This window comes from Bacillus cereus group sp. BfR-BA-01430 (assembly GCF_022663115.1).
Taxonomy (GTDB): domain Bacteria; phylum Bacillota; class Bacilli; order Bacillales; family Bacillaceae_G; genus Bacillus_A; species Bacillus_A cereus_BD.
The window spans coordinates 127,177-140,564 of record NZ_JAKUEW010000003.1; the positions used below are offsets into that span (position 1 = coordinate 127,177).

Sequence of the window (13,388 nt, forward strand, 5' to 3'; positions counted from 1 at the left end):
TTATTTCTTCCCTTCTTTCATATGAATTCCTAAACGAACTGTATCATATACATGTAAATTTTCATTCATTACAACGAAGTCTGCATCTTTTCCTACTGCTAATGCACCTTTATTTGTTAATCCAAACTCTTCTGCTTGGTTCACTGATGTCATCAGTACCGCGTCTTCAATTGAACATCCTGTAAATTGAATTACATTGCGGAATGCTTGGTCCATTTTCAAAATACTACCTGCTAACGTGCCATCTTCTAATCGAGCACTTCCGTCTTTTACATGCACTGGTTGCCCACCAAGCTCGTACAATCCATCTTCTAACCCTTTTGCACGCATTGCATCCGTAATCACGCTCATTTTTTTAGGACCTTTTAATTTATATGCTAATTTCACCATATCAGGGTGAATGTGAATACCATCTGTAATAACTTCAACCATTATCTCTGGATTTAATAACACATGACCAACTACTCCTGGCTCACGGTGATGTAAACCACGCATTTGGTTATATAAATGAGTTGCATGTGTAATCTTTCTATTTTTTAATTGCTCATCGATTGCATCAGTATGCCCTATCGTACCAACAACACCCGTTTCAGCTAAATACTGTTCAAATTCAATTGCACCTTCTTCTTCTGGTGCATATGTTACTAATTTAATTAAATTCCCACTTGCCTCTTGCCACTTTTTAAATTGCTCAATATTCGCTGGGACAATATGTTCAAGCGGCTGTGCTCCTGCACGTTTTTTAGAAACGTACGGTCCTTCTAAATGAATATATTCAAAATGCGCTCCTTTTTCTTTCGCTTCTTTTGCAGCGCGTAACGCACATTCAATCGCCTCTGGAGCTTGTGTCATTGTTGTTGGGAAGTAAGTTGTAACACCTTCTTTTAACATTTCTTTACCAAGGGTTACTAAACCATCGCTATTTGCATCCATTGCATCAATATCGTATCCACCATGAATATGAACATCAATCATACCTGGAATAATAATCTTTCCTTCTGCATCAAAAACAACTTCATTTTCTTGTGGTACATATTGAGCCATCAAACCAATTTCTGTAATTGTTTTTACATAACGAATAAATCCACTTTCTATTACTTCTTGACCTGTATAAATTTTGGCGTTGATGACAATTTGCGTTTTCATTTCTATCGACCCTTTCCCATAAAATACCTACTTGTTATCTTTACCTATTTGCCTAATCTCATCTTAATATACACACAAGTAGTTGTCTATACATTTAAGTGAAATTTCCTTTTCTATTGCTTAAAAAGGAAATTTCTATTTATTCTCATTATAATATATCTTATTCTTTTTTTCCAAAAAGGACCTTGCTCTTTTTTACTTTAATAATGGGAGTGGAGCATTTGACCACATTTTCATATGCTCCCCATCTGTTTCAATCTCCACCGTTCTTTTATTTGTCCCATACATCATCACACCATGCCGTTTTAACCTTTTGACTACACTTTGATGTGGATGACCATATGGATTTTTACTCCCATAAGAAAGAATAGCAAATTGAGGATTTACCTTTTTTAAAAAAGCTTCACCTGTTGATGTATAAGAGCCATGATGTCCTACCTTTAACACATCTGCATGGACATCATATCGCTTTACTATTTTATTTTCCGTCCGTACATCTGCATCCCCCATTAATAAAAAGTCCGCTTTCCCATAACGAACCTTTAATACAATAGAAGATTCATTATTCTCATCTTTTGATTTCCCATTATTCAGCACTTGAATGGACACATGAGGATCTAACGGGAGATATTGCCCTTGTTTGACACGAACAAATGGAATCCCTCTCTTTTTAATATGATTTCTATACGTATGATATGTAAGAGAACTATACGTTTTTCCACTATCTAATACAAGTGCTACAGGCATTTGTTCTATAATTGGAATCAACCCACCTATATGATCCATATCTGGATGCGTTCCTACTACAACATCTAAATGATTAATTCCTTTTTCAATTAACTTTTGAATAATGACTTCTCCTGCTTCATAAGGTCCTCCATCAATTAATACCGTTTGACCATTTGGTAACGTAATCAATGTTGCATCACCTTGCCCTACCTTAAAAAAACTTACTTTCATTTTCCCAAGATGCGGACGTTGCATAGAAAAAAAGGATGCCGCATGAATAGACATCATATATCGTTTCGCCGATGTGCTGTTTAATGAAAAACATAATAAAACAGAAACTAGCAAAAGAATACTCCGTACCCCTTTCATAACTTGCCTCCTTTTTTTCATTTAGTATGACACGCTATGTATTTCATATACAAAAAAGCTTAGCAAAGTGCTAAGCTTTACGAGGATTGGCAAAAGTAACGATTGAGTTTGGGCGGATTGCCATAGCCCACAACTTCCTCAAACAGGCGAAAAAACGCTTGTTTGAGGAAGAACATCAAAAAAATAACAAAACTCAGGGAGAAAATATATTTCCCCCTGAGTTTTAGTCATTTAAAAAAGCTTTTGGGACAGCTCCTTCATTTTGATAATTCTTGCAACGAACCGAAGAATAAATCAGCTTCATTCATTTGTTCATTTTCTTCCGAAAGAGTAGGTAAGTCATCTAACGTTTGTAATCCAAATGTATCTAAAAACTCTTTCGTTGTCCCATATAAAATCGGGCGTCCTGGTCCTTCCGCACGCCCAACCTCTTTGATAAGAAGATGTGAAACTAATGTTTGTAATGCTCTCTCTGTTTTCACACCACGAATTTCTTCCATTTCCATTCTCGTAATCGGCTGACGATAAGCAACAATGGCTAGCGTCTCAAGCGCTGCTTGCGATAACGAAGCAGCTGTTGGCGTGTCCATTAACTTTTGATAGTAAGGTGCATGTTCTTTCTTAGTAGCAAGGCGATATGCTTTTGCAAATTGTACAATTTGCAATCCACGCCCTGCACCTCCCCATGTCTCTTGCATTTCTTCAATTATTTTAATGACATCTTCCCCTTCAATCTCAAGTACTTTCGCTATTTGTTCTGGATAGATTCCTTCATCACCTGCGACAAAAAGAAGCCCTTCAATAATTGCCATCTGTTCTTTTCTTTCCAACGTACAATCTCCTTTCTCAAATTATTTCATACGAAATTCCCATAAAAAAACCGAATCACAGTTAAGTGCTTCCGGTTTGGTCTTTCTTTTTATTGTTCCACACTTTACTTAACAACAATTTTAATACAGCGAAACTTGAATCAATGTTTGTTCTTTATCCCTATTGATTAAAAGTCTACTCCTACCCAACTTTTTTACTTTCGTTAAATCGTGAGGCAGGCGTTTTCTTTCTCTAAAATAGCGAGATAAAGTGAAACTTGAATCAGTGGGGTTTTGCTTCATCTCCCACCGATTCTGCACCTTCACCAATCGGGATAAAAATCGCACTTCTCACTTATCTTCTTCATTTGTTCTCACGCTCAAATTTTATTTTGAATTATGATTTGAACACGTCAAAAAGATTTCATCAAAGTTTTGTTCTTGCTCAATAACAATTTGTTGATTTTTCATAAGCTCTAGTATAGCTAAAAATGTTACAACCATCATTTCACGCTCTTCATCAGCAAATAAATCGTAAAAACTTTGACGACCACCTAACGTTTCTAGCTTTTGTAAAATATCAGTCATACGCTGTTCAATCGGTATTTCTTGACGGGTAATCCGCGTTGTTACAGGACGCTTTGATTTTTTGCGACGCATCATTTTTTGAAACGCGGCTAACATATCATATAGCGTAACATCAAGAGGTAAATTCGCCGCCTCTTCTTGCTGAAACGATGTAAAATCAATCGGTGGACGTGTATATAGCTTTGCTCTTTCTTGCTCTCTTTCTTTTAACTCTGTAGCAACTTGCTTATATTTTTTATATTCAATTAATCGCTCCATCAATTCTTGACGGGGATCATCTATAAAGTCCTCTCCATTATCATGTACATCTTCTTCTTGTTTCGGTAACAACATTTTACTTTTAATTTGTAATAGCGTTGCCGCCATCACTAAATACTCACTCGCTACATCTAATTGTAATTCTTTCATCGTATGGATATAAGATAAATACTGCTCTGTAATTTCTGCCACAGGAATATTATATATATCGATTTCATAACGATGAATTAAATGTAATAATAAATCTAAAGGCCCTTCAAACGCCTCTACTTTAAAATTATATTGCACAAAGCATCCCACCACATTTTTTCTATAACAACATAAGTATAGAGCATACTTATGTTCTATCCAACCTTTTTAAGAAATTTAATAAAAAATAGATATGTGCCCATGCAAAGACGCCCACCCCTTCATATGATAACAATGTAGTTAGAACAATGTAGGAGGTACAAAAACTATGGGCAATGTTGATTGCGGTTTTAACAGTGGGTTCGCTTTACTTGTTGTCTTATTCATTCTGCTGATTATTGTGGGAGCAGCTTGCTTCTGCTAATGTAGAATGCAAGAAACGGCTAGAGAATAATCGCTCTAGCCGTTTCTTATTTATCCTGCTATGAATAAGTCAAATGAAACTAGGACGATCTGTAACTGTCTAATCCGCGACAATGGGGATGAAAAATCACTGATGGAAATTTCACCGATATGATAAACTATATTACATAAAACAACAGACAGGAGCGAACGAAATGTATCCGAAAGCATACATACAATTTCTCATTCATTTTCATGGGGACTACGATTATTTCGAATGTCATGAAGTTTTAGAAGAATATTGGAAATTAAAACCACGAGGTAAGCGTGATCACCATTGGGTTGGTCTTATTCAAATTGCAGTTTCTTTATACCATCAACGACGCTTAAATTGGAATGGAGCAGCCAAAATGATGAAAGGTGCTATTTCCAGCTTAGAAAAAGAACGTGAACATATACATACCTTAGGACTACATCATCAACAACTTTTAATTTTACTAAAAAAACAATTGCAATCTATCCAGAAAAAAGAAGGTTTTCAACCTTTATTTTTACCTTTTTTAGATCCTACACTAGAAAACAGATGTATAGACTTATGCGCTAAAAGCGGGCTTTCTTGGAAAAATACTCATCTAGCACCTAGTGAATATATCATTCATAAACATACATTACGCAATAGAGAACATGTAATTGCAGAGCGACATGAGCAATTAAAAAAAAGAAAGCAGAGATGACAAACATTGTATCTCTGCTTTTATGAATGTATATTCTGCTCTACATTTTTGCATTTCTCACAAAAACTTGCTGTTTGTTCATTCCCACAAATCGTATAATCAGCAAACCGATCTTGTAATTCTTGTACCATTTCTGTTCCAATTCCCATTTGCCGATGAGATGGATTTACACTAAGATGCTGAATTTCTAACAAATGACCTTCCTTTTCTACAACTCCAATAATTCCAACAAAATCCTCATTTTGTTTCCATAAATACAATTGCCAATTGTCCTTTGTTTCATACTCTTTCATTGTCAACTGTAATGTTTTCACATCTTTTTCATTCGGCATAAAAGAAAGAAGTCCCATTGCAATCTTTTCATAACTTTTTTTAAAACGAATTAACATAAACCTTATCCCTTCTTACAAAAGTTATAAACCTTTCGTCCCCTCAATCACTATTTCTACATCACATCTATTCTACAATATTTTGCCTATAGTGAGAAGGGCTATCAGCAGAACTCGATTCCCCTAACAAAAGGAAACTTAAAAACTTTATTTTATACCATCACACCACTGCACATCAATGCCACTGCTATATTCTATGTCCATTTACAAAAGTCGTTCCTTATATGACACTTATACACTCTACTTATCATGTACTGCGTCGCACTTATCAATTCCTTTTCTTCAAGCAAAAAACTTTCCTTGTGGTTAATTTTCCTTTCCAAGCACCAAAGACTGTATCATTTCATACAGAAATTTTCAATCCCAATAATTAAGGCAAACAGAAAAGGCTGTGTCCAAAAGGTCGTTGTTCACGACCTTTTGGCACAGCCTCTCACTTATTCTTCCCAAACTTTAACTTCTTTCATTACATCGCCTTGACGCATATTGAGTACCGTTTCGATACCGCTTGTTACTTTACCAAATACAGTATGAACGCCATCTAAATGTGGTTGTGGCTCATGAACGATAAAGAACTGACTACCACCTGTATTACGGCCAGCGTGTGCCATAGAAAGTGATCCTACAACATGACGATGAGGATTCCCATCTGTTTCACATGGAATTGTATAACCTGGGCCACCTGCACCTGTTCCTGTTGGATCTCCACCCTGACTCACAAACCCAGGGATAACGCGGTGGAATGTAACCCCATCGTAAAATCCTTGTGTTGCTAGTTTTTTAAAGTTTTCAACTGTTGTTGGTGCTTCTTCTGGAAAAAACTCTAGCTCAATTTTCTCCCCGTTTTCCATTAATATGTATCCTAAAGTTTTCATACGTATATGTCTCCTTTCAAGTATCTCAGCACTATATTACCATATTCACGACCAGAAACAAAAAGAATCCGACAATATAGATACATCTTTCTTCAATTAAAGAAGAAGAAAGATGACAAATCAGAAAAATATACTATAATAACTGTGTTGCCCGTAAATTTCAGAAAGAGAAAGGGAGCGATTGTTCGTGAGAACGAAATTAGTAGCTCTGCTATTAGCTGTTATGGTCTTTATGATTCCAACAGCTTCATTTGCAGATGTGATTGAGGGAGAATCTATCGTTACATTAGGAGAAAATTTATCTGAACAACAAAAACAAGACCTTTTAAAAGAAATGAAAGCACCAAAAGATGCACAAATTATTACTGTATCTAACGCGGAAGAACATAAATTTCTAGAGGGAATTGTTCCAAAAGCCCAAATTGGTACAAGGGCCATTTCCTCTTCTATGATTACGTATACAAAACCAGGATCAGGTATCATTGTACGCGCAACAAACATTAATTGGGTAACAGATGCAATGTATACAAATGCACTGATCACAGCAGGTGTAAAAGATGCTGAAATTCAAATTACTGCACCATTTAAAGTATCAGGAACTGCTGCGTTAACAGGGCTGATGAAAGCTTACGAAACAACTTCAAAAAAAGAAATTCCTGAAGAAGTTAAAAAAGTAGCAAATGAAGAAATGGTACAAACAGCAAAACTTGGTGATAAAATCGGTGATGACAAAGCAGTTCAACTTGTTGCAAAAGTAAAAGAAGAAATTGCAAAAGAACAGCCAAAGACAACAGAAGACTTACGTTCATTAATTAAAAAAATTGCTGATCAACTTGGTATTACACTAACGGATGAACAATTAGATAGTTTAGTTTCATTATTTGATAAAATGAAAAACTTAAATATTGATTGGAATCAAGTTGGTAGCCAATTAAATAAAGCAAAAGATCATGTATCAGCTTTCTTAGGATCTGAAGAAGGACAAAGCTTCCTAGATAAAGTAAAAGACTTTTTCTCTAGTATCATCGATTTTATAAAATCATTATTTAAATAGCAAGAAGCTCGTCAAATGACGAGCTTCTTGTCTTATGCAAGTAATGGTAATTTCATAATGGCTTCTTCCACTGAACGTACAACATAACTCGCCTTCTCTTTCACATACGGATGTGCATGATGAAGTGTGAATGAATGTGGCGTTACGGCGAACATCGAAATATCATTAAAAGAATCCCCAATACAAGCAACTTCATTCTCTTCAATCCCTAAATGATTGATTAAACGTTTTAAGGCATTCCCTTTACTGACTCCTGTCGGCATAATATCAACATAACCCTTTCCAGAAATTACAACTTCAGCAACCTCATGAAATTTCTCTCGTAGCTCTCGATCTAACCTTTCAATCTTGTTTTCTTCCCCATATATAAATAATTTTGCTGGATAAACTGTTTTACCAAATTCATCCTCAAGCGTCTCAATTTCAGTAATATGGACTCCCATATCCTTCTCAAAATTGTGATGATGTTTATTTTTCTTTTTCGTATATCTGTTCTCTTTTGCACATACAATATCAGCTAGTTGTTTTTCATGAATATATTGATATATTTCCTGGGCAACTGTATTATCAAATTTTGATTCATGGAATATTTGTCCATCTGGTAACAACATGGTAGCACCATTGAGACCTGTTATATAATATGGAAATTCGAAGCTACCTACTACCTCGTGAATTCGATGTGCAAAACGACCTGAGGCAAAACAAATATTTGTTCCCTTATCAGCTAACCACTGAATCGCTTTTTTATCCGCTTCGTGCATATGGTTCACGTTATAAACGAGTGTATCATCTAAATCACTTACAAATAATTTAATCATGCCTCTTCCCCTTTCATACACAATATCTACTCTAAGTGTACGAAAAAAATGTTGGTTTTTTGTTAAAAAATAATAAATTTATCATGAAAAATAAGCAGAGAATTCCCTGCTTATTTTTGCCTGCGTATATTTTGTGGTCTTACTATACTTGGACGCACTTTTAAACTTGACATCGTTGGTCGAAGTAAAATTTTAGTTAATGCTCCCCAATCAAATGGTAAAAATGGCCATAAATATGGTGTTTGTAAACTTTTTATAGATGTTAAAAATAAAATTAATATTGTCATTCCAATGACAAACCCCATCTCATGAAATAGGCCTGTTAAAATGATGACAAACAACTTTCCGATTTTATTACCAAGTCCTAATTCATAGCTCGGTGTCGCATATGATCCAATCATTGAGATTGCTACATATAAAATAACTTCTGGAACAAATAATCCAACATCAATCGCAATTTGTCCAATTAAAATTGCCGAAATTAAGCCGGCAGCAGATGATAACGGTGTCGGAGTATGAATGGCTGCCATTCTTAAAAACTCAAGCCCAACCTCCGCCAATAACACTTGTAATAAAATGGGTAAATGTGTCATTTTATTCGGCCCAATGAACGCAAGTTTCTCTGGTAACAAAGTCGGATCAAATACAAATACGAGCCAAAATGGTAATAAAAATAAGGAAAATAATACACCTAAAAATCGTACCCAACGTAAAAATGTGCCGACTGCTGGATTTTGTCTAAATTCTTCCGCATGTTGTAAATGATGAAAGTATGTTGTAGGTGTAATCATAACACTCGGCGATGTATCCGTAATCACTAATACATGCCCTTCTAATAAATGGTTTGCTGCTACATCTGGTCTTTCTGTATACCGGATGAGCGGAAAGGGATTATAGCTTTGTTTGACTACAAATTCTTCAATGGTTTTGTCTGCCATTGTAATACCATCTACTTCAATATTGCTTAACTCTTGTTTTATAATTTTTACTAAATCTGGATTGGCAACATCTTGCACATATGTAACACAAATATCTGTTTGCGACCTATCCCCTACACGAATAATTTCATTTCTAAGGCGTGGATCACGAATTCTTCTACGAATTAATGCTGTATTCACAACAATATTTTCAACAAATCCATCTCTAGCCCCGCGTACCACCTTTTCCGTATCCGGTTCTGTCGGAGTTCGTCCTGGATAACTGCGAACATCTATGACAAAAGCCTCTGTTTCACCTTCTACAAAAATAACAACAAGACCGGATAATACTTGAACCATTACCTCATCCATCGTCTTTACTTTACTTACTTGTTGATGAATCAGGCGATTTTCTAAAAGTGTAACAGTATTTTCATCTGCGTTTCTTATTTCATTTGTATCTACTGCTTCTTCTAGAATAGGGATAATGTAGTTTGTATCACATAATCCATTTACAAATAATACTCCAATTTCTTTATCGAGAATATGAAATTTACGAATTCCAACATCGAATGTTACGCCTAATCCAGCTGTTTGTTTTAAATAATTTTCATTATCACTTATGAACGAAGAAATTGGGATTTTAATTTCCTTCTCTTTCGTCATAAAAACCACTCCTTTCTAAAATGAATTGAATTGCCTTTTTCGTAATGGGAGCACCTCGCTCCCATTCATCATTTCCACACATTTTTCCAATATCTCCAATTCCAATAATGACCGGAACATTTAATTCATCCAAGCAATAAATTGTATCGCCGCTAATCCTGCCAATCTCCCCATCAGGAAGACCAAATTTATCAACGCCATACTCAGTCAATCTTCCCTCTCGATCTATGCTGACATCTACACGCGCCCATTCCCAATTATGAGTATTGGATGCCACAGCTAAAACTCCAAGAACGTCAATTTGTTTATGAGTAGCTACATATTTTAACGCCTTCTCTCCCGAACCTTCTCCAATAAATCCACTATCATCAAACATGACGAATACAGGGTCATATGGCGTTTGCATAATTAGCTCAACAATTTTCTTTCCCGTCAAGCTCGTTGGATTACTTTGCGATGCCGAAATGCATCTTCCGCCAAATTCCTTCGCTAACATCTCAATTGCTCGCTTTGCATATTCATCTCCATCTGTGACCAAAATAACCCTTCTTCTCATTTGATTTATCCTTTCGGTTTACATATAAGTGCGGTTAAAAAAGAAAACAATATCGCCGCTGAAATTCCTGCAGATGTTAAGCGAAACATCCCTATTCCTATTCCTAGATAGCCATATGTTTCAGCAGCTTCCAGTGCTCCATGTAATAAAGAATGGCCAAAACTTGTAATCGGAATGATTGCTCCAGCTCCTGCAAATTTTATCAATTGATCATAGAGACCAAAACTATCTAAAATAGCTCCCGCCACTACAAAAGTTGCCATTACATGTGCAGATGTTAACTTTACAAAATCCAGTAAAAGCTGGCCTACTACACAAATAATCCCGCCAACAAGAAATGCATATATAAAATCCACAATTCACCCCCCTTTTACTCTTTCAAATACTACTCCATGTGCAATCGCTGGAATTGTTTCTTTTTGTTGAATCATCATTGGATTAAGTAAAGCTCCTGTTGCAACAACAAAAATCCGTTGCAAATTTCCTTTTTTCATTTCTTCCAATAAATACCCATATGTCACAACTGCCGAACAGGCACAACCACTCCCACCTGCAAAAACTTCTTCTTGTTTTGCATCATAAATCATTAATCCGCAATCATTATATATATTTCCTAAATCATAACCTTCTTCTAATAACATTTGTTTGGCAATCGGTGCTCCAACACCCGATAAATCACCTGTGACAATGAAATCATAGTCCGCAGCACTTCTTCCTAGATCCTCAAAATGTTGTTGAATAGTATCAACCGCTGCCGGGGCCATAGCAGAACCCATATCAAAAGGATTTGCTATTCCTAAATCTTGCACTCTTCCAATCGTCGCAGCTGTTATTTTAATGTCGCTCTCTTCATTACTAATCATAATGGAGCCAGCACCGGTAACAGTTGAAGTCGCGGTACTCGGCCTTTGTCCACCATACTCTGTTGGATAGCGAAATTGCCTTTCAGCAGTAGCATTATGACTACTAACTGTCGCAAGTACACGCTTTGCAAATCCCCCATCAATAAAAGCTGATCCAATCGCTAACGTTTCCATCGATGTTGCACATGCACTAAACATTCCCAAAAAAGGAATTTCCATATCACGAGCGACATAATTAGCTGTCACCATTTGATTTAATAAATCCCCCGCTAAAAAAAAATCAATTTGAGAATTCATTATATTTCCTTTTTCTATCACTTTCTCAATAGAGTTCTTCATCAATTTTCTTTCGGCAAGTTCCCAATTTTGTTCCCCGCAATGTAAGTCATCATATGAAATATCAAAATATTTTCCAAGAGGACCCTCAGCTTCTTTAGGACCGACAGCTGTACCTGTTGCATTCACAAATATTTGATTTTGGAATACCCATGTTTGTTTCCCTGTCAATCTCATTTCTATCCTCCTTTAAGATATCCAAACTTTAAATGAGTACCGAATAAAGCCAATAATATAAGCTCCTACAACGCCAAAAACAATTACGCTTCCTGCTAATCTAAACATATTGGTCGCAATACCAAGTACAACTCCCTCACTGCGATGTTCCATTGCAGCACTAACCATAGAATTTACAAACCCTGTTACAGGAACTAAAGATCCCGCACCGCTAAATTGCCCTATTTTGTCGTATATTCCAAGCCCAGTTAAAATGGAAGATAATAATACTAATGTTGCAATAGTTATATTCCCAGCATTCTGTTCACTAAAGTGAAAAGAATGTATATACATTTTCATCAAGGCTTCCCCTCCTGTACAAATGACTCCGCCTACAAGAAATGCCTTTACGCAATTCATCATATAGTTCGGCTTCGGATGATAATCTTTCACTTTATTTATGTAATCATTTTTCAACTTTTTCACACGCTCTCACCTCCTACTTCACAAAGTAAATCCAATGAAACAATGACCCGACTACTTTTCCGAGTACTAACGCTATGAGTAACAGTACGATTTTTCCATCTATTCTGATTCGCTTAGCCAATATAGGCAAAACATTTAATACTTCTGTTAATGCCGCTGCCAACATCCCGATAAATGTCCCACAAAATATCCCTAATACAATAAGCCAATACTGAGATGTTTGAAATGTAATATTCCTTAAACTACACCAAGCACCAGCTAACGTTCCGCCGATAACCGCCCATTCAAAAACCTGAATATATTTCCAACTTTTTGTTAATTGCACTAAACGTGGAATGACACCAAGCACTGCTAAAAACGCAACATACCCTCCACCAACTGCAAGTCCACCAGCCAGCCCAATCATAATTACGAAAGCATATTCAATCATCTGAAATTTCTTTTTTGCTTTCTTGATTTTCATGAACTACAACATATTGGTCGAGAGACTGTTGATATTGGAACATTTCAACTTCTAATGGACTCGGTTCTTCATTAATTCGCTTCTGAAATACATGATTGAAAAATAAAATCATACCTAGTCCAAGTCCTATCGAATATGGAATTTGAAATAAAAGCGGTTGGTTATTTCTCTCTCCCGTAACCATGTAATATAAGCGACTATGTACTTGCTGCATGCTAACATCTTCATGAAAATAAATAATTGCAAGCGCCGCTCCTACAAATAGCAAAATCCAAACAAGACCGAAAAAAATAGGGTTCACTTTCTTTTTTTCATATACAATTTCAACAAGTGTTTGTCCAGGACCAAGTAAATTAATCTGTACTTGCTCTATTTTTTTCTGAATAATATCGATTACTTTCATCGCATCAATCACAACATGTGTTTTGTCACGAGTTGTTATTTTGTAGACAATCTCATTCCCTATCTTCCTTATAACATTAGGGTCTCCAACGATTTGAGCAATATCCTGTATCTTCAATTCATACGAAGGAGACACTTGCAGGCGATTTCGCATTTTGAGATAAACTGTTTGTTCCAACTCGATTCACCTCTTTACTATCCTCGTAGTTGTAGTATGGTTTCTGAAAAATTTTCTAATACAAT

Annotated in this window: 18 protein-coding genes; 4 read left to right on the plus strand and 14 right to left on the minus strand. The window is 35.9% G+C overall.

What is annotated here, in order from left to right; translation table 11 throughout:
- Nucleotides 1-1,146, minus strand: coding sequence for an N-acetylglucosamine-6-phosphate deacetylase (gene nagA / locus MR058_RS08890; RefSeq protein WP_242143623.1), 1,146 nt, complete (start codon nt 1,144-1,146; stop codon nt 1-3).
- Between the two features lie 195 nt (nt 1,147-1,341).
- Nucleotides 1,342-2,244: a ComEC/Rec2 family competence protein gene (locus tag MR058_RS08895; protein WP_242143624.1), complete on the minus strand. Its 903-nt coding sequence runs from the start codon at nt 2,242-2,244 to the stop codon at nt 1,342-1,344.
- 86 nt (nt 2,245-2,330) lie between these two features.
- On the opposite strand from MR058_RS08895, the gene MR058_RS08900 reads away from it, so the two are divergent.
- A complete protein-coding gene (locus tag MR058_RS08900) occupies nt 2,331-2,471 on the plus strand; it encodes a hypothetical protein (protein ID WP_242143625.1) in 141 nt (46 codons plus the stop codon).
- Nucleotides 2,472-2,501: 30 nt separating this feature from the next.
- On the opposite strand, the gene scpB is transcribed toward MR058_RS08900, so the two are convergent.
- Nucleotides 2,502-3,074, minus strand: coding sequence for an SMC-Scp complex subunit ScpB (scpB, locus tag MR058_RS08905; protein WP_242143626.1), 573 nt, complete (start codon nt 3,072-3,074; stop codon nt 2,502-2,504).
- Between the two features lie 366 nt (nt 3,075-3,440).
- Nucleotides 3,441-4,187 carry a segregation/condensation protein A gene (locus MR058_RS08910; RefSeq protein WP_242143627.1) on the minus strand — a complete coding sequence of 249 codons (747 nt, stop codon included), beginning with the start codon at nt 4,185-4,187 and terminating at the stop codon, nt 3,441-3,443.
- A gap of 169 nt (nt 4,188-4,356) precedes the next feature.
- Here MR058_RS08910 and MR058_RS08915 point away from each other — a divergent pair, with 169 nt between their 5' ends.
- Both MR058_RS08915 and MR058_RS08920 read left to right on the plus strand, forming a co-directional pair.
- Entirely contained in the window at nt 4,357-4,452 is a 96-nt protein-coding gene (locus tag MR058_RS08915; RefSeq protein ID WP_081428399.1) for a YjcZ family sporulation protein, read from the plus strand.
- Between the two features lie 193 nt (nt 4,453-4,645).
- Nucleotides 4,646-5,164 carry a DUF309 domain-containing protein gene (locus MR058_RS08920; RefSeq protein WP_242143628.1) on the plus strand — a complete coding sequence of 173 codons (519 nt, stop codon included), beginning with the start codon at nt 4,646-4,648 and terminating at the stop codon, nt 5,162-5,164.
- Between the two features lie 20 nt (nt 5,165-5,184).
- Here MR058_RS08920 and MR058_RS08925 read toward each other — a convergent pair whose 3' ends face one another.
- Entirely contained in the window at nt 5,185-5,553 is a 369-nt protein-coding gene (locus MR058_RS08925) for a GNAT family N-acetyltransferase (RefSeq protein WP_242143629.1), read from the minus strand.
- Between the two features lie 437 nt (nt 5,554-5,990).
- The gene (locus MR058_RS08930) at nt 5,991-6,428 is read right to left on the minus strand and encodes a peptidylprolyl isomerase (protein WP_242143630.1); all 438 of its coding nucleotides are present in this window, start codon (nt 6,426-6,428) and stop codon (nt 5,991-5,993) included.
- Between the two features lie 187 nt (nt 6,429-6,615).
- On the opposite strand from MR058_RS08930, the gene MR058_RS08935 reads away from it, so the two are divergent.
- Nucleotides 6,616-7,482 carry a DUF1002 domain-containing protein gene (locus MR058_RS08935; protein ID WP_242143631.1) on the plus strand — a complete coding sequence of 289 codons (867 nt, stop codon included), beginning with the start codon at nt 6,616-6,618 and terminating at the stop codon, nt 7,480-7,482.
- Nucleotides 7,483-7,514: 32 nt separating this feature from the next.
- Here the strand turns inward: MR058_RS08935 and MR058_RS08940 are convergent, their stop codons facing one another.
- The 8 genes from MR058_RS08940 to MR058_RS08975 form a co-directional block, all read right to left on the minus strand.
- Nucleotides 7,515-8,300, minus strand: coding sequence for an HAD family hydrolase (locus MR058_RS08940; protein ID WP_242143632.1), 786 nt, complete (start codon nt 8,298-8,300; stop codon nt 7,515-7,517).
- 110 nt (nt 8,301-8,410) lie between these two features.
- Entirely contained in the window at nt 8,411-9,883 is a 1,473-nt protein-coding gene (locus MR058_RS08945) for a spore germination protein (RefSeq protein ID WP_242143633.1), read from the minus strand.
- Complete coding sequence (gene spoVAEA / locus MR058_RS08950) at nt 9,861-10,439, minus strand: stage V sporulation protein SpoVABEA (RefSeq protein ID WP_242143634.1); 579 nt, start codon at nt 10,437-10,439, stop codon at nt 9,861-9,863. The genes MR058_RS08945 and spoVAEA overlap by 23 nt, the downstream gene beginning before the upstream one ends.
- A 5-nt stretch (nt 10,440-10,444) precedes the next feature.
- On the minus strand, nt 10,445-10,795 hold the full coding sequence (gene spoVAE, locus MR058_RS08955) for a stage V sporulation protein AE (protein ID WP_242143635.1): 351 nt from the start codon (nt 10,793-10,795) through the stop codon (nt 10,445-10,447).
- Nucleotides 10,796-10,798: 3 nt separating this feature from the next.
- Nucleotides 10,799-11,815, minus strand: coding sequence for a stage V sporulation protein AD (spoVAD, locus tag MR058_RS08960; RefSeq protein ID WP_242143636.1), 1,017 nt, complete (start codon nt 11,813-11,815; stop codon nt 10,799-10,801).
- Nucleotides 11,816-11,827: 12 nt separating this feature from the next.
- Nucleotides 11,828-12,280: a stage V sporulation protein AC gene (spoVAC, locus tag MR058_RS08965; protein ID WP_242143637.1), complete on the minus strand. Its 453-nt coding sequence runs from the start codon at nt 12,278-12,280 to the stop codon at nt 11,828-11,830.
- A gap of 13 nt (nt 12,281-12,293) precedes the next feature.
- Entirely contained in the window at nt 12,294-12,710 is a 417-nt protein-coding gene (locus MR058_RS08970; RefSeq protein ID WP_242143792.1) for a stage V sporulation protein AB, read from the minus strand.
- Nucleotides 12,703-13,323 (minus strand): stage V sporulation protein AA, encoded by a 621-nt coding sequence (locus MR058_RS08975; RefSeq protein WP_242143638.1) that lies wholly within the window; start codon nt 13,321-13,323, stop codon nt 12,703-12,705. Before MR058_RS08975 ends, MR058_RS08970 begins: the two co-directional genes overlap by 8 nt.
- Between the last annotated feature and the right edge of the window lie 65 nt (nt 13,324-13,388).